Annotated in this window: 16 protein-coding genes and 1 pseudogene; 6 read left to right on the top strand and 11 right to left on the bottom strand. The window is 65.3% G+C overall.

The genetic code is table 11. From position 1 onward, the window contains the following. Positions 1-297: 297 nt before the first annotated feature. Together IVA92_RS26255 and IVA92_RS26250 are read right to left on the bottom strand one after the other, a co-directional pair. Positions 298-3,174 (bottom strand): EAL domain-containing protein, encoded by a 2,877-nt coding sequence (locus IVA92_RS26255; RefSeq protein ID WP_247278079.1) that lies wholly within the window; start codon positions 3,172-3,174, stop codon positions 298-300. A 139-nt stretch (positions 3,175-3,313) separates the two neighbouring features. After that, the gene (locus tag IVA92_RS26250) at positions 3,314-4,312 is read right to left on the bottom strand and encodes an NAD(P)H-quinone oxidoreductase (RefSeq protein WP_247278080.1); all 999 of its coding nucleotides are present in this window, start codon (positions 4,310-4,312) and stop codon (positions 3,314-3,316) included. A gap of 104 nt (positions 4,313-4,416) precedes the next feature. Between IVA92_RS26250 and IVA92_RS26245 the strand changes: the two genes are divergently transcribed. Together IVA92_RS26245 and IVA92_RS26240 are read left to right on the top strand one after the other, a co-directional pair. Beyond that, positions 4,417-4,608: a DUF1192 domain-containing protein gene (locus IVA92_RS26245; protein ID WP_247278081.1), complete on the top strand. Its 192-nt coding sequence runs from the start codon at positions 4,417-4,419 to the stop codon at positions 4,606-4,608. Positions 4,609-5,189: 581 nt separating this feature from the next. Continuing rightward, complete coding sequence (locus IVA92_RS26240; RefSeq protein WP_247278082.1) at positions 5,190-5,699, top strand: DUF1465 family protein; 510 nt, start codon at positions 5,190-5,192, stop codon at positions 5,697-5,699. A 159-nt stretch (positions 5,700-5,858) separates the two neighbouring features. On the opposite strand, the gene rpmE is transcribed toward IVA92_RS26240, so the two are convergent. Then, a complete protein-coding gene (gene rpmE / locus IVA92_RS26235) occupies positions 5,859-6,086 on the bottom strand; it encodes a 50S ribosomal protein L31 (protein ID WP_007599895.1) in 228 nt (75 codons plus the stop codon). A 243-nt stretch (positions 6,087-6,329) separates the two neighbouring features. Between rpmE and IVA92_RS26230 the strand changes: the two genes are divergently transcribed. Further along, positions 6,330-8,168 carry an ABC transporter ATP-binding protein/permease gene (locus IVA92_RS26230; protein WP_247278113.1) on the top strand — a complete coding sequence of 613 codons (1,839 nt, stop codon included), beginning with the start codon at positions 6,330-6,332 and terminating at the stop codon, positions 8,166-8,168. 168 nt (positions 8,169-8,336) lie between these two features. On the opposite strand, the gene IVA92_RS26225 is transcribed toward IVA92_RS26230, so the two are convergent. From IVA92_RS26225 to IVA92_RS26210, 4 genes are all read right to left on the bottom strand, one after another. After that, positions 8,337-8,558, bottom strand: a complete 222-nt coding sequence (locus tag IVA92_RS26225; protein WP_247278083.1) for a hypothetical protein — start codon at positions 8,556-8,558, stop codon at positions 8,337-8,339. A gap of 79 nt (positions 8,559-8,637) precedes the next feature. Beyond that, the gene (locus tag IVA92_RS26220) at positions 8,638-9,084 is read right to left on the bottom strand and encodes a GNAT family N-acetyltransferase (protein WP_247278084.1); all 447 of its coding nucleotides are present in this window, start codon (positions 9,082-9,084) and stop codon (positions 8,638-8,640) included. Continuing rightward, positions 9,084-10,112, bottom strand: coding sequence for a peptidoglycan -binding protein (locus IVA92_RS26215; protein WP_247278085.1), 1,029 nt, complete (start codon positions 10,110-10,112; stop codon positions 9,084-9,086). Before IVA92_RS26215 ends, IVA92_RS26220 begins: the two co-directional genes overlap by 1 nt. A gap of 23 nt (positions 10,113-10,135) precedes the next feature. Continuing rightward, the gene (locus IVA92_RS26210; RefSeq protein ID WP_247278086.1) at positions 10,136-11,152 is read right to left on the bottom strand and encodes a flagellar motor protein MotA; all 1,017 of its coding nucleotides are present in this window, start codon (positions 11,150-11,152) and stop codon (positions 10,136-10,138) included. Between the two features lie 167 nt (positions 11,153-11,319). On the opposite strand from IVA92_RS26210, the pseudogene IVA92_RS26205 reads away from it, so the two are divergent. The 3 genes and pseudogenes from IVA92_RS26205 (at position 11,320) to IVA92_RS26195 (ending at position 16,936) form a co-directional block, all read left to right on the top strand. Next, positions 11,320-12,349 (top strand): annotated as a pseudogene (locus IVA92_RS26205) (cyclopropane-fatty-acyl-phospholipid synthase family protein). Between the two features lie 231 nt (positions 12,350-12,580). After that, on the top strand, positions 12,581-13,774 hold the full coding sequence (locus IVA92_RS26200) for an efflux RND transporter periplasmic adaptor subunit (RefSeq protein ID WP_247278087.1): 1,194 nt from the start codon (positions 12,581-12,583) through the stop codon (positions 13,772-13,774). A 6-nt stretch (positions 13,775-13,780) separates the two neighbouring features. After that, positions 13,781-16,936 (top strand): multidrug efflux RND transporter permease subunit, encoded by a 3,156-nt coding sequence (locus tag IVA92_RS26195; RefSeq protein ID WP_247278088.1) that lies wholly within the window; start codon positions 13,781-13,783, stop codon positions 16,934-16,936. A 71-nt stretch (positions 16,937-17,007) separates the two neighbouring features. On the opposite strand, the gene IVA92_RS26190 is transcribed toward IVA92_RS26195, so the two are convergent. The 4 genes from IVA92_RS26190 to IVA92_RS26175 form a co-directional block, all read right to left on the bottom strand. After that, positions 17,008-17,799, bottom strand: a complete 792-nt coding sequence (locus IVA92_RS26190) for an inositol monophosphatase family protein (protein WP_247278089.1) — start codon at positions 17,797-17,799, stop codon at positions 17,008-17,010. Between the two features lie 84 nt (positions 17,800-17,883). After that, complete coding sequence (locus IVA92_RS26185; RefSeq protein ID WP_247278090.1) at positions 17,884-18,966, bottom strand: tetratricopeptide repeat protein; 1,083 nt, start codon at positions 18,964-18,966, stop codon at positions 17,884-17,886. A gap of 8 nt (positions 18,967-18,974) precedes the next feature. Beyond that, positions 18,975-19,649 (bottom strand): thiamine phosphate synthase, encoded by a 675-nt coding sequence (locus IVA92_RS26180; protein WP_247278091.1) that lies wholly within the window; start codon positions 19,647-19,649, stop codon positions 18,975-18,977. Positions 19,650-19,652: 3 nt separating this feature from the next. Next, a complete protein-coding gene (locus tag IVA92_RS26175) occupies positions 19,653-20,678 on the bottom strand; it encodes a class I fructose-bisphosphate aldolase (RefSeq protein ID WP_247278092.1) in 1,026 nt (341 codons plus the stop codon). Positions 20,679-20,813: the final 135 nt, after the last annotated feature.

Raw genomic sequence — 20,813 nt, 5'->3', positions numbered from 1 at the left:
CCTGACACCACCATCTCCTTGCGCCTCAAGCTCAAGCGCGCCGGGTGGAACGATGCCTTTCTTTTTGAGCTCCTCGGCCACATGCGATAGCCCTGCCCTGGAGGGGGAGGGTCGCTACGCATGTAGCGAAGCGGAATGCGTAGCGGGGTGGGGTGACAGTCTCTCCGCCGCGAACACTGCCCGAGTGGAGAGATCACCCCACCCCGCTCGCGCTACGCGCGATAGCCCTGCCCTCCAGGGGAGGGTAAGAGAGGTCGCGCCACCTTTTTTCGAAACGATGGAGGAAGAAGAGAACGCTCAGCTCGCCGCTTCCAGCCGCATTTCCGTCAGCAGCCGCATCGCGGCATCGGCATCCATCGGCTCCCCGAAGGCAAAGCCCTGCGCGTATTCGCAGCCCATCTGGTAGAGCTCGACCGCGTCGGAATCGGTCTCGGCGCCTTCGGCCACCACGTCCATGCCGAGGTCATGCGCGAGCGCGATGATCGATTTCAGGATCACCGGGCGCGTGCCGCGGTTGGTGGTGCGCACGAAGGACTGGTCGATCTTGATGGTGTCGAACGGGAAGCGCTGGAGATAGGCCAGCGAGGAATGGCCGGTGCCGAAATCGTCGAGCGACAGCCCGGTGCCGAGCTCGCGGATGCGCGTCAGCATCTGCGCCGCATGCTCCGGATTCTCCATCACCAGCGATTCCGTCAATTCCAGCTTCAGCGTGCCGCGCGCGACCGAGGAGCGCGACAGCACGGTACGGATGTCGTGGATCAGATCGTGGCGCAGCAGCTGCCGCGACGACACGTTGACGGAGGCGAAGATCGGCTCGCGCGAGCGCATCGCGCGCTGCCACACCGCGAGCTGCTTTGCGGTCTGGTCGAGCACGAACATGCCGAGGTCGACGATCAGCCCGGTCTCTTCCGCGATGGTGATGAATTCCGAAGGCGCCATGCGCCCGAGCTTCGGGTGGTCCCAGCGCGCCAACGCCTCGAAGCCGGCGATCGAACGATCCTCCAGCCGCACGATCGGCTGGTACAGGATCGTGATCTCCTGCCGCTCGATGGCGCGGCGCAATTCGCTCTCCAGCGTCAGCCGGTCGGTCTTCCGCGCACGCATTGCCGGCTTGTAGACGTCGATGCGGTCGCCGCCGATGCGCTTGGAGTGATACATCGCGAGCTCGGCGTCCTTGATGATCTCGTCCGTCAATTGGGTCTGCGGATCAGACAAAGCGAGGCCGATCGAGGCCGTGAGGAAGATCTCGCGATCGTTGAAGGCGATCGGGGCGCGGATGGTCTTGCGGATGGTCTCGGCGAAGGCGGTGATGCGGGCGGGGTCCTGCTCCGAGAGCAGGATCAGGCCGAACTGGTCGCCGGCCATCCGTGCCAGCGTGTCTTGCGGCTTCAGGATGCGGGTGAGGCGGCGGGCGAGCGTCAGCAGGATGGAATCGCCGACCGCGATGCCGACGGAATCGTTGACCTGCTTGAAGCGGTCGAGGTCGATCACCATCAGCGTCGGTCGCAGCGTCGGCATGGTCTTGGCGAAATGCGCCACCGCACCCAGCCGGTCCATGAACAGTTTTCGGTTGGGCAGGCCGGTGAGGTTGTCATGCACGGAATCGTGCAGCAGGCGCTCTTCGGCGTTGCGCAGCTCGGTGACGTCGGTGAGCGTGCCGACCACGCGCGAGACCTCGCCGTCGGAGCCGACCACCGGGCGCGCCTTCAGCGCGAACCACATGAAGTGGCCGTCCGGCGTACGCAGGCGGAAATCCTGCACCAGGCGGCCGCGGCGCTGGTCGAGCACGCTGTCCAGCGCGGCGCGGAAGCGATCCTGATCGAGCGGGTGCAGCACTTCGAGCCACGAGGCAGCGGGGCCTTCCAGCGTGCCGCGCTTGAGGCCGAGCAGGGCCTCGGTCTCGGGACTGGTGAAGACCTTGTCGGCGGAGACGTCCCAGTCCCAGATCAGATCGCCGGAGCCGGCCAGCGCCAGCGCCCTCCGTTCGATGTCGGAGACGACACCGGTCGAGGCGCCGCCGCCGGCGAAGGCGTGCTGCATCACCGTGAAGCCGATCAGCATCACGATCAGCACGAGGCCGCCGAGCAGGGCCGGGCCGACGATGTCGTTGGTAACGGAGCCGGCGACCGTCATACCGGCCGCCACGACCCAGACCACCAGGAGGAACCAGGTCGGGATCAGCAGCACCGCGCGGTCGAAGCCGTGGGTGGAGAGATAGACGATCAGCGCGAAGCCGGCGAAGGCGATCAGCACCAGCGAGATACGCGCGATGCCGGAGGCGACCGCCGGATCGAATAACGCAAGCGCCACCAGCGATCCCAGGAAGGCGAGCCAGCCCACCGTGATGTGCGAATAGCGCACATGCCAGCGACTGAGGTTGAGATAGGCAAACAGGAACACCAGCAGCGTCGCCGCCAGGATCGCTTCGCCCGCTGCGCGCCAGATGCGCTCGGCGTTGTTCGACATGTCGAGCACCTTGCCCCAGAAGCCGAAATCGACGCCGATATAGACCAGCACCGCCCATGCTAGCGCCGCGGCGGCCGGGAACATGATGCTGCCCTTCACCACGAACAGAATGGTCAGCACTAAGGCGAGCAAGCCGGAGATGCCGATCACGATGCCCTGGTAGAGCGTGAACGAGTTGACCTTGTCCTTGTAAGCTTCCGGCTCCCACAGATAGAGCTGCGGCAGCTTGTCGGTGCGCAGCTCGGCAACGAAGGTGATGACGGCGCCGGGGTCGAGCGTGATGCGGAAGACATCGGCGGTCGGACTTTCCTGCCGCTCGGGCCGGTCACCGGTCGAAGGCGTGATGGTGGCGATGCGCGACAGACCGAGGTCGGGCCAGAGCAGCCCTGACGAGACGATGCGGTAATGCGGAGCGACGATCAGGCGGTCGAGCTGGTCGTCGGTGTTGTTGGCGAGGGCGAACACCACCCAGTTCTGGCCGCCTTCGCGGGCGCGCACCTCGATGCGGCGGACGATGCCGTCGGTGCCGGGCGCGGTCGAAACCTGGATGCGATCAGCATCGCTGCGCTGATGCTCGAGCACACCGGTGAGATCGATCGCGGGCGCGTCACTGCGAACGCTGACAGCGTCGAGCGCGCGTGCAGGGGACGCGGCAACGAGCATCATGAGGCCCAGCGCGATGGGCGCGAGGCACCTGATCAGACGCAAGGTCAGTTCTCCGCGTTCGACGCAAACTTCGAGTGCAAGGCGATTTCAGACCGGACAGAATTGGTTCGGTGCGTCGCGATAGATGCCACGAAAGCGAGGAAAATCAAAGGGTTTCCGCCTTGCCCTGTGGGCCGGCGGCCTACACCTCCAACACAATTTTGCCAATATGTGCGCTCGTCTCCATGCGCCGGTGCGCATCGGCTGCCTTTTCCAGCGGGAAAGTGCTGTCCATCAGCGGCTTGATGCGCCCTTCACGCAAAAGCGGCATCACTTTCGCCTCGATCGCGGCCACCATCGCCGCCTTGTCCGCATTACTACGGGGGCGCAGCGTCGAGCCGGTATGGGTGAGGCGCTTCACCATCACCTTGGCAACGTTGACGTTGACCTTGGGGCCGTTGAGGGTCGCGATCTGGACGATGCGGCCGTCAACTGCGGCGGCGTCATAGTTGCGATCGACATAATCGCCGGCGACCATGTCGAGGATCAGGTTGACGCCGGCCTTGTTGGTCTCTTCCTTGATCACGGCGACGAAGTCTTCAGTTTTGTAATTGATGGCGCGGTCGGCACCCAGCTTGAGGCAGGCATCGATCTTGTCCTGCGACCCCACGGTGACGAACACTTTTGCGCCGAACGCTTTGGCGAGCTGGATCGCCATGGTGCCGATGCCGGAGGAGCCGCCATGGATCAGCAGCGTCTCGCCGGCCTTGAGGCCGCCGCGTTCGAACACGTTGTGCCAGACCGTCATCAGAGTTTCCGGCAGTGCGCCGGCTTCCTTGATCGACAGCGACGGCGGCACGCTCATGGCATGGGCGTCCTGCGCGATGCAGTACTGCGCATAACCACCGCCGGCGACGAGCGACATCACCTTGTCACCAACCTTGTGCCGCTTGGCATTGCTGCCGACCGCCACCACTTCGCCCGCGATCTCCAGGCCCGGCAAGTCGCTGGCGCCGGGCGGCGGCGGATAGGCGCCGGAGCGCTGCGCGACGTCGGGCCGGTTGACGCCGGCGGCCTCGACCTTGACCAGGATCTCGTCAGGACCGGGCTGCGGCACGGCCCGTTGTTCCGGCACCAGCACCTCCGGTCCGCCGGGCTGGGAGATAGCGACCACGGTCATTTGCGCGGGCAGCTTGTCCATGATGTGTCCTTGAGCAAAGGTGCGGAAATGGGAACGAGGCCATTGCTTAGCCAGCGCGCTCCAAGCTGGCAACCGCCTCAGCCGCGAACGCAGGAGGAACGACGATGCCGATGGAAGACGACGACCGGCCGCGCAAGAAGATCAGCCATGAAATCGGACAGGATCTCTCACTCTTGTCGGTCGAGGAACTAACCGAGCGCGTCATCCTGCTCAAGACCGAGATCGCAAGGCTGGAAGAAGCCGCCACCAAGAAGCGCGCCTCGCGCGATGCGGCGAACAGTGTTTTCAAGTCGTAATCTCTTCATCTCTTCGCCGTCATTCCGGGGCGGCGCGTCAGCGCCGAGCCCGGAATCCATAACCCCAGGAAATCGAAGCGGGCACTCTGATAGAGGCGGGCCGCTCCATCCGTCCGCGCTTATGGATTCTCAGATGCGCAATTGCGCATCATAGCTCGCGACTTCGTCGCGTCCGGAATGACGGGTGAGGGCGTTCGTGCGGCACAGCGTCCGGGGCACGAGACCCCACTCAGCCATTGGCCGACATGGCTAACGAACTCTCAAAAAATTAGCTCGTTTACTTCAGATTAAGCTTTCGGGTTTATGACTGGAACTGTCCTCGTTTGGACACCGAGTGGCTCCTGTCCACTCTGTTTGACGCCTCCCTGTTATCAACTTTCAAAGCCGCCGGTCTCCGGCGGCTCTTTTTTTGCCTCCACTCCGCCTTTTTGCGTCTCGTTACGGTTGAATCCCTGGGAAAGACCCGCGGAAACCATATCCGCGCTTGTGGCTGGACTCGGCGTCCTGCCCGGGCAATGATTTGTTCATCATAAGCCGGCGCCAAGCCGGACAGTCAGACAGTTGCGTAAGGGGCGTTAACCATGGAACGTTTGCAAGCCGACGGCGCTCTCGTTCAACTCAGCGAGCGGTTCACCAATTCTGCGGCGTTCGGCGTCCTGTTCCGCGAGGGCATGGACCTCGTCGAGGAAACCGCCGCCTATCTCGACGGCGCCGGGCGCACGGAGGCCAAGGCGCTCGACCGTGCCGTTAGCCTGACTTATGCAACCGAGAGCATGCGTCTCACGACCCGCCTGATGCAGCTCGCCTCGTGGCTGCTGCTGCACCGCGCGGTGAAAGAAGGCGAGATGACGCTGAGCCAGGCCAATCGCGAGAAGACCAAGGTGAAGCTGACCGCCGCCGATCCGGGCCCCGCCGACACCATCGAGAAGCTGCCCGCGCAGCTCCAGGACCTGATCCACCGCTCGATGAGCCTTCAGACCCGCGTGCGCCGCCTCGACACCACCATCCACACCCCGCCCGCCGACCACGTCGCGATCGGCAACCCGCTGGTGCCGCACCTCAACGCGCTGAAGGCTGCGTTCGAGCGGTAGGGGTCTCAGCGTCATTCCGGGGCGATGCGTGAGCATCGTGCCCGGAATCTCGAAATTCCAGGTTCGGCTCTCCGAGCCGCCCCGGAACGACAGCGTGATAGAAAACAAAAACGCCCCCGGTCTCCCAGGGGCGTTTTTCGTCTCCAGCCTGCAGCCGGATCAATCCTTTTTGAGAAAGCCCGAAAACTTCTTCTGGAAGCGCGAGACGCGGCCGCCGCGGTCCATGAGCTGGGCGTTGCCGCCGGTCCAGGCCGGGTGCGATTTCGGGTCGATGTCGAGGTTCAGCGTGTCGCCTTCCTTGCCCCAGGTCGAGCGGGTCAGGTACTCGGTTCCGTCGGTCATAACGACCTTAATCGTATGATAGTTCGGGTGAATTTCGGCTTTCATGGCAATTCCTCGGCGCCCCGGCGCCTTCTTGGGTGGCTAGCGAATGACGGATTTGGCCGGCTCTATACCTCACCACCCCCTGCAAAACAAGCCATCGCGGGCGGTGAACCGGGCTTCCCCTAAGGGACATCCCGGATTTGCCAGTACCCTTGCTCCGGCCTATTGGGAGCAAACGAATGCAATGGGTCGGATCTCATGAGCGCAGTGGAACGGCTTGATGACCAATATGTCGATCAGCCTGAAATGAATTCCCAGGTGAATTCCCAAGTGAATTCCCAACTGAATTCCGCCGACACCTCATCGATCGAGGCCGATCTGATCGAGCAGCCCGCCAAGGGCCGCGCCAAGCTGCGGCCGCTGCTCGCGCTCGCGCCCTATATCAGCCGCTATCGCGGCCGCGCGGCACTGGCCTTCCTCGCGCTGACTGTCGCCGCACTGACCATGCTGCTGGTGCCGGTCGCGGTGCGCCGGATGATCGATTTCGGCCTGACGCCCGAGGGCATCGAGCTGATCAACAGCTACTTCTCGGTGATGCTTGCGGTGGTTGCCGTGCTCGCGCTGGCGAGCGCGGCGCGCTACTACCTCGTGATGACGATCGGCGAGCGCATCGTCGCCGACCTCAGGCGCGACGTGTTCGGGCATCTGCTGTCGCTTTCGCCGACCTTCTTCGACTCCGCGCGCAGCGGCGAGCTGATCTCGCGGCTCACCGCCGACACCACCCAGATCAAATCCGCCGTCGGCGCCTCGGTGTCGATCGCGCTGCGCAATCTGATGATGTTTCTCGGCGCCGCCGCGATGATGGTGATCACCAGCCCGAAATTGTCAGGCTTCGTGCTGTTGGCCATACCTTTGATCGTGCTGCCGCTGGTGGCTTTCGGGCGCTGGGTACGGCGGCTGTCGCGCAATGCGCAGGACACGCTCGCCGATGCCTCCGCCTATGCCGGCGAGCTGATCGGGGCGATCCGCACCGTGCAGGCCTATACCAGCGAGCAGTTCGCCGAGAAGCGCTTCGGCGGCAATGTCGAGCAGGCTTATGAGGCGGCGCGCACCTCGACCCAGGCCCGCGCCGTGCTCACCGCCATCATCATTTTCATCGTGTTCGCAAGCGTTGTCGCGATCCTCTGGATCGGCTCGCATGACGTGCTCACCGGTGCGATCACGCCCGGTCGGCTCGGCCAGTTCGTGCTCTATGCCGTGTTCGCCGCGGCGGGACTCGGCCAGCTCAGCGAGGTTTGGGGCGAAGTGTCGGCGGCATCCGGTGCTGCCGAGCGCCTGTTCGAGATCTTGCATGTAAGACCCGAGATCACCGCGCCCGCCGCGCCTCGCGCCTTGCCAATGCCGGCGCGCGGCGAGGTCGGCTTCGATCGGGTCAGCTTCGCCTATCCTGCGCGGCGCGACGTTAACGTGCTCGATGCGGTGTCGTTCACCGTGCATCCGGGCGAGAAGGTCGCGATCGTCGGTCCGTCCGGCGCCGGCAAGAGCACGATCTTTCATCTGCTGCTGCGCTTCTACGATCCGCGCAGCGGCGCGATCTCGCTCGACGGCGTGCCGGTCAGATCCGCCGACCCGCGCGATGTTCGCGCCCGCATCGCGCTGGTGCCGCAAGACTCGGTGGTGTTTGCGGCAAGCGCTCGCGAGAACATCCGCTTCGGCCGGCCGGATGCGACCGATGCCGAGGTCGAGCGCGCCGCCGAGCTCGCGCATGCCGCCGAGTTCATCCGCCGGCTGCCCGAAGGCTTCGAGACGGCGCTCGGCGAGCGCGGCGTGACGCTCTCCGGCGGCCAGCGCCAGCGCATCGCCATCGCGCGCGCCATCCTGCGCGATGCGCCGCTGCTGCTGCTGGATGAAGCCACCTCCGCGCTCGATGCTGAAAGCGAAACGCTGGTGCAGACCGCGCTGGAAGAGCTGATGCGCCACCGCACCACGCTGGTGATCGCCCATCGCCTCGCCACCGTCTTGTCCTGCGACCGCATCCTGGTGATGGACCAGGGCAGGATCGTCGAGCAGGGCACGCATGCCGAACTCGTGGCAGCGAACGGGCTTTACGCGAGGCTGGCGCGGTTGCAGTTCGAGGGGGCGTGAGAGCCTGAGCGATCGACGTGAGGCGCAGCGATCGCTGCCCCCACCCACAGTGTCATCGCCCGCGAAAGCGGGCGATCCAGTACGCCGCGGCGTCTCGGTTCAAGTGCTGTCTCTGGAATACTGGATCACACGCCTGCGCGGGTAATGACAGCGGTGAAGGAGCCGTCTTTACCGGCACTTCGGCGAGAGCGCCGGCACGTTCGGCCACGGCCAGTTCTTCCAGCTGCCGTCATTATCGACGCAGGCCGATGGCGCAGGGCTGCTCGCCGGAGAACTCGTTGTGTTGACCTGCGTCGCAAAGCGCTGGTCGACATAGGCCGTCGACACATATCCGGCGACGATGACGGCCAGAAAAACCGAGCAACCCTTGGCCAGATCGCGCAGCTTCATCGATCGTCTTCATCCGCTTGTCATCGCTGCTCTGACTACAACGACTAACGAACGTCGCGGGATCCCGGCGTGACGGGCCTCACGCCCGCCACGCCATCTTCAGCACCGGCCGCCCCGAGGTCGGGTTCACATCGTCGCCGGCATGGGCAAAGCCGTTGCGCTCGTAGAAGCGGATGGCGCGGGCGTTGTCCTTGTTGACGAGCAGCGTAACGCCTGAGGGCGACAGCCGCTTGGCTTCTTCCACCAGCAGCCTGGCTGCATCCGAGCCCCAGTGCGCGGGATCGACCACGAGCTGGTCGAGATAGCCGTCATCGTCGATGGTGACGAAGCCGCTGAGCGCGCCATCCTGCTCGGCGACGACGATAGAGGCTTTCGGCACCAGGTCCTTGCGCCAGCGCTCCCGCCACCAGTCCAGCCGCGCCGCGAAATCGATCTGCGGATAGGCCTGCTGCCAGGTGCGATGCCAGAGGTCGATCGTGGCCGCCTCGTCCTCGGGTCGGTAGGGGCGGAGGCGGAGGGCGCTCACTACCGCTCCGTCAGCTTCAACTCGATGCGGCGGTTGCGCTTATAGGCCTCCTCGGTGTTGCCGGGATCGAGCGGCTGGAATTCGCCGAAGCCGGCGGCGACGAGGCGCTGGGCCGGCACGCCGAGCGAGACCAGGTACTGCACCACCGAAATGGAGCGGGCGGCCGACAGTTCCCAGTTCGACTTGAAGTTCGGGCCATTGACCGGACGCACATCGGTGTGGCCGTCGACGCGCAGCACCCACGGGATCTCGCTCGGGATCTTCTTGTCGAGCTCGATCAGCGCTGCCGCCAAGGTGTCGAGCTCGGCGCGGCCTTCGGGCAGCAAGGTCGCCTGTCCGGTATCGAAGAACACTTCGGACTGGAACACGAAGCGGTCGCCGACGATCCGGATGTCGGGGCGGTTGCCGAGGATGGCGCGCAGGCGCCCGAAGAATTCCGAGCGGTAGCGCGACAATTCCTGCACGCGCTGCGCCAAAGCAACATTCAAGCGAGAACCGAGGTCAGCGATCCGGTTCTGCGATTCCTTGTCGCGCTTCTCGGAGGCATCCAGCGCCTCTTCAAGTGCCGCCAATTGCCGCCTGAGCGCGCTGATCTGCTGGTTCAGCACCTCGATCTGCGCCAGCGCCCGCGCCGAGACCGCTTTCTCGGAGTCCAGTGCCTTGCCGAGCTCGGCGGTCTTGCCTTGCGCGTCGTTGCCGGCATTGGCGAGCCCCTCATAGAGGCCCTTGATGCGGTCGCGCTCGGATTCGGCCGAGGCAAGTCCCGCCTTCAGTTGCGAGACCTGGTCGTCGAGCGTGAGCTTGCCGAGCTTCTCCAGCGACAGGAGCTCGTTGAGCTGCGCGATCTTGGCGTTGAGCTGCTCCAGCGCCTTGTCCTTGCCGGTGACCTCCTGCGACAGGAAGAACTGCACAACCAGGAAGACCGACAGCAGGAACACGATCGACAGCACCAGGGTCGACAAGGCGTCGACGAATCCGGGCCAGTAGTTGAAGGTGCCTTCGCTGCGGCGGGCGCGGGCAAGAGCCATGATCGCCTTTCCGTATTAGCTGCTCAACTCTTCTCGGGCTGGCGGGCGAGGCGCTCGAGCAGGCGCCGGATCTCGCGGTTCTGCTCGCCCTGGCCGTCGGCCCATTCGCGGATCATCTGCTGCTCGGTGCGCATGTGCGAGACCAGCGCCTGGATCGCTTCGGCAAGGCTCGCCATCGCCGCGGTAGTGCCGCGGCTGGCGCTGCCTTCCTCGAACACGGAGCGCAGCCGCTCGACCGCGGCCTGGAGCTCGCCGCTGGCGACGCCACCGCCGCCGGAAGCGACCGCCACTTCGCCATTGCCATATTCGCGCACGGTGCTGGCGAGCCAGTCTTCCAGGTCGGTGTAGAAGCGGTTCTGCGCCTGGCTCGATTGCAGGTCGAGGAAGCCGAGGATCAGCGAGCCGGCGAGGCCAAACAGCGAACTGGAGAACGAGATGCCCATGCCGCCGAGCGGGGCGGCGAGGCCTTCCTTCAAGGTGTCGAACAGCGCGCCGGCATCGCCACCGACCTTGAGGCCGTCGATCACCTTGCCGACCGAGCCGACCGTCTCGATCAGGCCCCAGAAGGTGCCGAGCAGGCCGAGAAAGACGAGCAGGCCGGTCATGTAGCGGGAGATGTCCCGGGCTTCGTCCAGGCGGGTCGCGATCGAATCGAGCAGATGCCGCATCGTGGTCTGGGTGATCGTCATCCGCCCCGAGCGCTCGCCGCCGAGGATCGCCGCCATCGGCGCCAGCAGCTTCGGGTGCCGGGCCGGCGCCAGGCCGGGATCGGCGATGCGGAAATTGTTGACCCAGGAGACTTCGGGATAGAGCCGAATGACCTGACGAAAGGCCAGCACGATGCCGATGAACAGCACCGCCCCGATCAGGGCATTAAGGCCGGGATTGGCGAAGAAGGCTTGGATGATCTGCTTGTAGAGCACCACGCCGACCAGCGTACACAGAACCAGGAAGACCAGCATCCGCACCAGGAAGACGCTGGGCGAGGACAGTTTTGTGTACTCGATATCCATGGTGGAGCGGGAAGTGCCAGACGGCATGGCCGATATCATCCGTTACGAAGCTTGCTTGCGGCGCACACTATGGCACAGCGCCAGCCCAAAAAAAGCGCCGGATGCGCCGATTTCGGGGAGAGCTTGGGGAACCTGGGCCGGAAGCCGCGCTTTGATAGGCAGGTGTCTGCAAGAGCTCGCCATTCGGGGGCCGCATGAGCGTCGTTTCCGCGATCATCGGGACTGCCGAACGTGTGCCGTTACCGGACGTCGTGATTCGTGCCGCGATCCAGCGCCTGTGCTCGCGCACGGCGACGCGCCTGTCCACGCTGGGGGCGGTCGACGATGCCGCCTTCGCCGGGCGGATGATGCTGCGGCCGATCGCCGAGGACGCCGATGCTGCCGGCGGCCGGCACGACCAGGTGCCTGCTTCGTTCTTCGCGCAAGTGCTCGGCCCCAACCGCAAATTTTCCTGCTGTTTCTACAAAACCGACGCGACCTCCTTGCAGGAGGCGGAGGAGGAGGCTCTACGCCAGACCGTCGAGCATGCCGGTCTTGCCGACGGGCAGACCATCCTCGAGCTCGGCTGCGGCTGGGGCTCGCTATCGCTGCGGATCGCGCGGCAGTTTCCGCACGCGAAGGTGACGGCCGTGTCGGCCTCGCAGGCGGAGCGCGCTTATGTCGAGGATGAGGCGCGGCGGCGCGGGCTGTCGAACCTGCGGGTCGTGATCGCCGACATGAACGTGTTCGCGCCCGAGGGGCAGTTCGACCGCATCATCTCGGTCGAGACGTTCGAGCACATGATGAACTGGCGCAAGCTGATGACACGCCTGCGCGCATGGCTCGCGCCCGACGGACGCTTCTTCATGCATGTGGTCACTCATCGCTCCGGCTCCCATCTGTTCAACCCAGCGAATCGCGAGGATTGGATCGCGCAGCACGCCTTCACGGGGCGGATTGATGCCGAGCCATCACCTCGTCAGGCAATTCGACGACATCTTCGCAATCGAGAAGGAATGGTGCTGGAGCGGCGCGCATTACCAACACACCGCGAATGACTGGCTCGCCAATTTCGATGCGCATCGCGACACCATCGAGGCCGCGTTGCGCAAGGTCTATGGCGAGGAGACCGCACTCTGGATGCGGCGCTGGCGCTGGTTTCTCCTCGCGACGTCGGGCCTGTTCGGCTACGCTGATGGAACCGAATGGGGCGTCAGCCACTACCGGATGAAGGCCGCCGAGTAATTGCGATGTTCCGTCGCAGCACGCGGCGGTGGACCCCGACTCACAATCAAGTGACAGGGCAAAAAGCGCCTCAACTCAACACCATACGCTGTGTGACAATGAGCCGCCCGCGCCATGCGTTGCATCGCAGCAGATGCATTCTATTTTGGCGGCATCAGCCGCGTGTAAAAGGCCCAGAACGGGCCTCGCGCGAGCATGATCAGTTTCAACAACATCGGGGCACCCCACTTCATGTCAGGACTTCGTGCGCGATCGGCATGCGTTGCAATGATGCTCGCGGCCTTAGCGCCGCTGCTGGCGGGCTGCGAGGAGTCCAGCTCCGCCGTGTCCGCCGCCCCGCCGGCCGATCCTGACGTCAGCATCGTCGTCGTCAAGCCGCAGCCCCGTGCGGTGGTGCGTGAGCTGCCGGGCCGCATCGCGCCGACCCGCGTCTCCGACGTGCGGCCGCGCGTCTCCGGCATCGTGGTCGAGCGCCTGTTCCGGCAAGGCAGCGAAGTGAAGGCGGGCGATCCGCTCTACCGCATCGATCCACGCCCATTCGAGGTCGAGGTGATGGCCAACGAGGCCGCGGTCGCCAAGGCCGAGGCTGCTGCGATGCAAGCGCACCAGCAGGCACGCCGCGTCGCTGCGCTCACCAAGGATCGCGCCGCGCCGGAGGCCGAGAACGAAAAGGCAATCGCCGCCGAGCGGCAGGCCCAGGCCGAGGTCGAAGGCCGCAAGGCCGAACTCGCGCGCGCAAAACTCAACCTCGATTACGCCACCGTGCGCGCGCCGATCGACGGCGTCGTCGGTGCGGCGCTGGTCAGCGAGGGCGCGCTCGTCGTGCAGAACGAGACCAATCTCGCCAGCATCCAGCAGCTCGATCCGATTTATGCCGATTTCACCCAGTCGGTGACCGAGCTCAACCAGCTCCGGCGCGCCTTCGAAAGCGGCGATCTCGAGCGTATTGCGGCCGACGCCGCCAAGGTGCGCCTCGTGCTCGATGACAACACCATCTATTCGCTCGACGGCAAGCTGCTGTTTTCCGACGCCAAGGTCGATGCCCATACCGGCCAGGTGACGCTGCGCGGCGAGTTCCCCAATCCCAAGCGCGAGCTCCTGCCGGGCATGTATGTCCGCGTTCGCATCGATCAGGGTCTCGATAGCGACGCGATCGCGGTGCCGCAGCAGGCGATCCAGCGCAATGGCGGCGGCGGCAGCGAGGTCTTCGTCGTCAAGGACGACAACCACATCGCGGTGCAGGCGGTGCGCACCGGCTCGGTGCAGGACGGACTCTGGTTCGTCACCGAAGGCCTGAAGGCCGGAGACAAGGTCGTGGTCGAAGGCTTCCAGAAATTCGCGGCCGGCGACAAGGTCAAACCGCAATCCTGGTCGGAGGCGGACGCGACTGCGGACAACCGGCACGCCCAGAAGCTCACGCGGTAACGCGCCATGCCGAGTTTCTTCATCGACAGGCCGATTTTCGCCTGGGTGGTTGCGCTATTCATCTGCTTGATCGGTGCGATTGCGGTTCCGCTGCTGCCGATCGCGCAATATCCGATCATCGCGCCGCCCTCGATCTCGGTTTCGACCAGCTATCCCGGCGCCTCCCCGGAGAACCTCTACAACAGCGTCACGCGGCTGATCGAGGAGGAGCTCAACGGCGCGGCCAACATCCTCAACTTCGAATCGACCAGCGACTCGCTCGGCCAGGTCGAGATCATCGCGAATTTCCAGCCGGGCACCGATACCAGCGCGGCCTCGGTCGAGGTGCAGAACCGCATCAAGCGCGTCGAGGCGCGCCTGCCGCGCGCCGTGATGCAGCAGGGCATCTTGATCGAGGAAGCCTCCAGCGCGGTGCTTCAGATCATCACACTGAACTCGACCGACGGCAGCCTCGATGAGGTCGGCCTCGGCGACTTCATGATCCGCAACGTGCTCGGTGAGATCCGCCGCATTCCCGGCGTCGGCCGCGCCACGCTCTACTCGACCGAGCGCAGCTTGCGCGTCTGGGTCGATCCGGCCAAGCTCGTCGGTTATGGGCTGACCGCCGACGACGTCAACAAGGCCATCGCCGCGCAGAACGCGCAGGTCGCCTCGGGCAGCATCGGCGCGGAGCCGTCGACGTCGAGCCAGCGCACCTCCGCGCTGGTGCTGGTCAAAGGCCAGCTCTCGTCCCCGGACGAGTTCGGCGCCATCATCCTGCGCGCCAATGCCGACGGGTCGACCGTGCGCCTGCGCGACGTCGCACGTATCGAGGTCGGCGGCCTCAGCTACCAGTTCAACACGCGCCTCGACGGCAAGCCGACCGCCGGCCTGTCGGTGCTGATGTCGCCGACCGGCAACGCGCTGGCAACCGCGAGCGCGGTCGAAGCGAAGATGAAGGAGCTGTCGCGCTTCTTTCCGGCGAACATCACCTACGAGATTCCCTACAACATCACGCCGGTGGTCGAAGCCTCGATCAAGAAGGTGCTGTCGACGCTGGTCGAGGCCGTGGTGCTGGTCTTCGTGGTGATGTTCTTGTTTCTCCAGAACATCCGCTACACCATCATTCCGACCATCGTGGTGCCGGTGGCGTTGCTCGGGGCCTGCTCCACGCTGCTGCTTGCCGGCTACTCCATCAACATGCTTTCGATGTTCGGCATGGTGCTCGCGGTCGGCATCCTCGTCGACGACGCCATCGTCGTGGTCGAGAACGTCGAACGCATCATGGCCGAGGAAGGCCTGCCGCCGAAGGAAGCGACGCGGAAAGCCATGTCGCAGATCACCGGCGCCATCATCGGCATCACGTTGGTGTTGATGGCGGTGTTCGTGCCGATGGCATTCTTCCCGGGCTCGGTCGGCATCATCTATCGCCAGTTCTCGGTGACCATGGTCGCAGCGATCGGCTTCTCCGCCTTCCTGGCGCTGTCGCTGACGCCGGCGCTGTGCGCGACCCTGCTCAAGCCCGTCGAGGCCGGCCACGGTCACGCGAAGAGGGGCGTGTTCGGCTGGTTCAACCGCATGCTCGAAGGCGGCAAGGAGCGCTATTCCCGAACCGTCGGATTCTCGCTGAAGCGGACCGGCCGTCTGATGCTGGTCTACGCCGCGCTGCTGGTCGGCTTGTCCTGGGCCTTCATCAACCTGCCCGGCGGCTTCCTGCCCGTCGACGATCAGGGCTTCGTCACCACCGACGTGCAGACGCCGTCGGATTCGTCCTACGCGCGCACCGAAGCCGTGATCGAAAAGGTGGAAAAATATCTGGCACAGCGGCCGGGCGTCGACAACGTCACCTTCCTCACCGGCTTCAGCTTCTCCGGCCAGGGCATGAACACCGCGCAGGCGTTCATCACCTTGAAGGACTGGTCGGAACGCGGGCCAAAGGACTCCGCCGCCGCGATCGTCAACGACATCAACCGCGACCTGTCGTCTTCCGTTCGCGATGCAAAGATCTCAGCGCTCCAGCCGCCGCCGATCGACAATCTCGGCAATTCCTCGGGCTTCTCGTTCCGTCTCCAGGACCGCGGCCAGAAGGGCTATCAGCAATTGATGCGCGCCGCGGATCAACTGATCGCCGAAGCCAATGCGAGCCCCGTGCTGCAGAAGGTCTATATCGAAGGCCTGCCCGAGGCCGGCGTGGTCAATCTCGTGATCGACCGCGAGAAGGCCGGCGCCTTCGGCGTCACCTTCGAGGACATCAACAACACGATCTCGACCAATCTCGGCTCGAACTACATCAACGACTTCCCGAACCGCGGCCGCATGCAGCGCGTCGTGGTGCAGGCCGACGCCCGCGACCGCATGCGGACCGAGGACATCCTCAACTACAACGTCAAGAACAGCCGCGGCCAGCTGGTGCCGTTCTCCTCGTTCGCCACGGTGGAATGGGCGCGGGGGCCGACGCAGATCGCCGGCTTCAACTACTACCCGGCTGTGCGCATCTCCGGCGAGGCGAAACCCGGCTTCACCTCGGGCGATGCGATCGCCGAGATGGAGCGGCTCGCCGGCAGGTTGCCGCGCGGCTTTGGTTATGAATGGACGGGGCAGTCACTCCAGGAGAAGCTCTCGGGCTCGCAGGCGCCGTTCCTGCTGGCGCTGTCGGTGTTCGTGGTGTTCCTGTGCCTTGCCGCACTCTATGAAAGCTGGACCATTCCGCTCGCGGTGCTGCTCACCGTGCCGCTGGGCATCGTCGGCGCGGTCGTCGCAGCGACGCTGCGGAGCTTGCCCAACGACGTCTACTTCACCGTCGGCCTGATCACCATCATTGGCCTTGCCGCAAAGGACGCGATCCTGATCATCGAGTTCGCGAAAGATCTGCGCAAGGAGGGCAAGCCGCTGGTGGAGGCCACCATCGAGGCTTGCCGCCTGCGCTTCCGCCCGATCCTGATGACCGGCCTCGCCTTCATCTGCGGCGTGCTGCCGATGGCGATCGCCCACGGCGCCGGCGGCGCCAGCCAGCAAGCGCTCGGCTCCGTCGTGATGGGCGGCATGATCGCGGTGGTGATCCTGGCGCTCTTGATGGTGCCGGTGTTCTTCGTCTCGGTGCAGCGCGTGTTGGGCGGGGATCGGGAGCCGGTGGCGGCGAAGGAAGGCGAGGCCTACGGGCCGCCGGCGCCGGTTCGACACTAAGCAGGTCGCGTCACATCCCTTACCTCGCCCGGTTGCGGGGCGAGGGAGCGCAGCGTCGCTGTGGCGGCACCTTACGCCGACTTCCGCAAGATCTTCACAAGCTCCCCGTGCACGAACTCGTTCCCGCACACGAGATGTCCGGTCACCAGCGCATCGCCGGGCGTGTCGATATCGCTCACCGTGCCGCCGGCTTCCCGCACCATGATCTGGCCGGCCGCGATGTCCCAGGGTGACAGATTCCGTTCCCAATAGCCGTCGAGACGGCCGGCGGCGACGAAGGCGAGGTCGAGCGAGGCGGCGCCGAAGCGGCGCAGGCCAGCGACGCGGTCCTGGATCGCGGTCATCTCGCGGCGGAATTCCTCGTGGTCGCCGCGGCCGAGATGGGGCAGGCCGCAGGCCACCACGCATTCGTTGAGCTGGCGGCGGCCGGCCACGCGCAGCCGCTGGTCATTGAGGAAGGCGCCCTTGCCGCGCTCGGCGATGTAGAGCTCGTCGTTAGCGGGGTTGTAGATCACGCCCGCGATGACCGTGCCCTCGCGTGCAAGGCCGATCGAGATCGCGAATTGCGGGATGCCGTGCAGGAAGTTGGTGGTGCCGTCCAAGGGATCGACGATCCAGGTATGGCTCTTGTCACTGCCTTCGCGAGTGCCGCCCTCTTCGCCGATGAAACCGTAGCCGGGCCGCGCCTTGGCGAGGTCCTGGTAGAGGATCTCCTCGGCCCGCTTGTCGGCGAGCGAGACGAAATTCGCCGGGCCCTTCAGCGAGACCTGAAGATGCTCGATCTCGCCGAGATCGCGCTTGAGGCTGCGGCCGGCGCGACGCGCAGCCTTCACCATGACATTGATCGTTGCGGAGTACAGCATGAGCTCTGGTCTTGATCGGGGGGAAATGGCGCGAAATCGCGCCTGTTAAGGGATGGGGTGCCCTGCGAGGGCGCCAAGGTCAAGTCATTTGGTCCCAAGCCATTTCTTGGCCGCGGCCTCGGCCTTGGCCCGGTCTTCGGCCGGCAGATCGGACAATTGCTTGTCGAGCTCCGGGTCACCCTTGCCGGCGGTCTTGGCCACCAGGTGCCATTTGAAGCCTTCGATCTTGTCCACGGACGTGCCCATGCCGTTGATCAGCACCCAGGCCAGCCGGTTCTGCGCGATCGCGCTGCCCTGGCGGGATGCCTTGCGGAGCAACGCGACAGCCCCCGGCTGGTTCTGCGGCGTGCCGGTGCCGTTGAACATGGCGATGGCATATTCGACTTCGGCATCGACATTGTCGGCGAGCGAAGCGGCTTGGAGCAGCCGCACGGCCCGTTCGGGGTCCTTCGGCACACCGGTGCCTTCCTTGTAGAAGGTCGCGAGCGCGTATTGCGCCTCGGGAAGGCCGGCATCGGCGGCTTGGCGCAGCAGCTCGGCGGACCGCTTGACGTCCTGCGGTAGCGTCTGGCCGTCGAGATACAGCAAAGCGAGGTTATAGGCCGCCTTCGGCTCGCCGAGCTTGGCGGCGGACGCCATCAGCTTGACCGCTTCGGCCTTGTCGACCGGGCCGCCGCGGCCGGAGATGCGCAGCATGGCGAGCGCGAACATCGCCTCGCGGTCGCCGGCGTCCGCAGCGCGCTTGTACCATTCCTGCGCCTTGGCGTAGTCGCGGCGGATGCCCATGGCGTTGGAATAGAGCTCGCCGAGCATGGTCATCGCCTTGGGATCGCCTCCTTGCGCGCGGGCGGTGGCGAGCTCGAACGCCGTCTTGTACTGCCCGCGCTGGTAGGCGCCGAACACCAGATCGACATTGGAATTGTCGGTCGGCGGCGCGGGGATCACGGTCGCGGCCGGGGCCGGCTTGGAGGAGGGGGCCGGCTTCGGGGAGGCTGAAGGCTTCGGCGCCGGTGCAGCCTCCTTCTTGTTGGTGAGCGCGTGCGGCTTCGGCTTCGGTTTCTCAGGTGCCGCGCTCGGCGTTGTGGCCGGCGGGGTGATCTGGAGCTGCGCGGCCGCAGGCACTGTGAGCAGCAGCGTGGCCAAAATGGTGATGCGCGGGAGCTTCATGTCCGGTGCTAGCCGTGCTCCTGGCGAGCCGGCGCCGTCGCATGGGCCTTCTTGATGGCAGCATCGGCCTCGATCAACGCGGCCTTGGGCCCGCGCGGATCGGCCCAGATGAACTCGCCGGCCAGCACGAAATCAGCGCCGCTGGCGGCGAAGTCGTAAGCCTCTTCCAGCGAGGTGGCAAAGCCGACGCAAGGCGGCTCGAACAGCTCGGCCCACCAGTCCAGCCGCTCGGCGATCGCCTGTGACGACGGACGCTGCCCCTTGGCGTCAGGCTCGCCGAACAGCACGTAATCGGCGCCTATTTCGCCCGCGCTCATGGAATCGTGGCGCGTGGCAAGCCCGCCGACGCCGGCGATGCGATCCGGTTTGAGCGAGGGCGCCGCCTCTTCCAGCGCGGCAAGGCCGGTAAGGTGCGCACCATCGGCGCCGCCCCGCGCGACCAGCTCGGCATGACCGTCGACCAGCAACGCGGCCCCTGCCTTCTGCACCGGCGGCGCCAAGGCCTTGATGCGCGAGATCATGGTGCGCTGGTCGGTCTCCTTCAGCCGCAGCAGCACGGCGGCGACATCGGCAGAGGCGAGCAGGGCAGGCAGCTCGGCGACGAGCGATGCCGGATTGTCGACAACAGGCGTCGCGAGATAGAGACGCGGCGCCGGGCGCGGCGGAGGCGGCTTGTTCGACAAGGTCTAGGCTGCCTTCTGTTCCAGGCTGCTTTGCCATTCGCCCTTGGACGCAAGGCCGTTCATCCGCGCGCGGTGGCTGAAGGCACGCTGTCCGGCCGCGACGTTCTCCGCCTTGCCGGACCAGGCCTTCTGCGGCGCGGCCTGGAGCGCGCGGCCGTAGGAGAAAGTCAGGCTCCAGGGCAGCGGGCCAAGCTTGTGCATGGCGTTGAGATGCGCGGTCGCCTCCTCGTCGGACTGGCCGCCGGAGAGGAAGGCGATGCCCGGCACCGCCGCCGGCACGCAGGCCTTCAGCAGCCGCACTGTCTTCTCCGCGACTTCCTCGACGGAAGCCTGTTTCGCGCACTTCTTGCCTGAGATCGCCATGTTCGGTTTCAGCACCATGCCCTCGAGCGCGACGCGTTGCACGCGCAACTCCTGAAATGTCGTGTTGAGCACGCGTTGCGTCACCTCATAGCACTGATCGATGTCGTGATCGCCATCCATCAGCACCTCCGGCTCGACGATCGGCACGATCTGCGCGGCCTGGCACAGCGCGGCATAGCGCGCCAGCGCATGGGCGTTGACACTGATCGCGGTCATCGAGGGAATGGCGCTGCCGATGTCGATCACCGCGCGCCATTTGGCAAAGCGCGCGCCGCGCTCGTAATATTTCTGCAGGCGCTCGGCGAGCTTATCGAGGCCGACGGTAACGAGTTCGCCCGGGCACATCGGCAAGGCTTGCGTACCTTCGTCGACCTTGATGCCGGGGATGGCGCCGGTCTCCTCGATCAGCCTGATCAGCGGCGTGCCATCCTTCGCGTCCTGCCAGATCGTCTCGTCATAGAGGATCACGCCGGAGATGTACTGGCTCATGGCCTCCTTCGAGCGGAACAGCATCTCGCGATAGTCGCGGCGGTTGGTTTCCGTGGATTCCACGCCGATTGCGTCAAAACGCTTCTTGATGGTGCCGGAGGATTCGTCGGCGGCAAGGATGCCCTTGCCGGGCGCGACCATGGCGGTCGCAATCCTGTTGAGCTCAGTCAGATTCATCGAGAGGTCCTCCCAAAACGATTCTGCCCTTGCCCGTGAAAATAGACCGTTCTCGGGCAATTGCCGAGTTAACGTTCGTCGCAGGGTGAAGGGCCTTCTGTCATTCCGGGATGGCCGAAAGGCGCAGGCCCGGAA

Source organism: Bradyrhizobium sp. 154, from assembly GCF_023073875.1.
Lineage (GTDB): Bacteria > Pseudomonadota > Alphaproteobacteria > Rhizobiales > Xanthobacteraceae > Bradyrhizobium.
The sequence above is the reverse complement of the archived record's forward strand: the minus strand, read 5'-3'. Positions and strand labels throughout refer to the sequence as shown.

Excerpts from the sequence above, each read along its gene's own strand:
- IVA92_RS26250 (WP_247278080.1), bottom strand. The coding sequence starts at position 4,312 with ATGGACAAGCTGCCCGCGCAAATGACCGTGGTCGCTATCTCCCAGCCC.
- IVA92_RS26245 (WP_247278081.1), top strand. The coding sequence starts at position 4,417 with ATGCCGATGGAAGACGACGACCGGCCGCGCAAGAAGATCAGCCATGAA.
- IVA92_RS26240 (WP_247278082.1), top strand. The coding sequence starts at position 5,190 with ATGGAACGTTTGCAAGCCGACGGCGCTCTCGTTCAACTCAGCGAGCGG.
- rpmE (WP_007599895.1), bottom strand. The coding sequence starts at position 6,086 with ATGAAAGCCGAAATTCACCCGAACTATCATACGATTAAGGTCGTTATG.
- IVA92_RS26230 (WP_247278113.1), top strand. The coding sequence starts at position 6,330 with ATGAATTCCCAGGTGAATTCCCAAGTGAATTCCCAACTGAATTCCGCC.
- IVA92_RS26225 (WP_247278083.1), bottom strand. The coding sequence starts at position 8,558 with ATGAAGCTGCGCGATCTGGCCAAGGGTTGCTCGGTTTTTCTGGCCGTC.
- IVA92_RS26215 (WP_247278085.1), bottom strand. The coding sequence starts at position 10,112 with ATGGCTCTTGCCCGCGCCCGCCGCAGCGAAGGCACCTTCAACTACTGG.
- IVA92_RS26210 (WP_247278086.1), bottom strand. The coding sequence starts at position 11,152 with ATGCCGTCTGGCACTTCCCGCTCCACCATGGATATCGAGTACACAAAA.
- IVA92_RS26200 (WP_247278087.1), top strand. The coding sequence starts at position 12,581 with ATGTCAGGACTTCGTGCGCGATCGGCATGCGTTGCAATGATGCTCGCG.
- IVA92_RS26195 (WP_247278088.1), top strand. The coding sequence starts at position 13,781 with ATGCCGAGTTTCTTCATCGACAGGCCGATTTTCGCCTGGGTGGTTGCG.
- IVA92_RS26190 (WP_247278089.1), bottom strand. The coding sequence starts at position 17,799 with ATGCTGTACTCCGCAACGATCAATGTCATGGTGAAGGCTGCGCGTCGC.
- IVA92_RS26185 (WP_247278090.1), bottom strand. The coding sequence starts at position 18,966 with ATGAAGCTCCCGCGCATCACCATTTTGGCCACGCTGCTGCTCACAGTG.
- IVA92_RS26175 (WP_247278092.1), bottom strand. The coding sequence starts at position 20,678 with ATGAATCTGACTGAGCTCAACAGGATTGCGACCGCCATGGTCGCGCCC.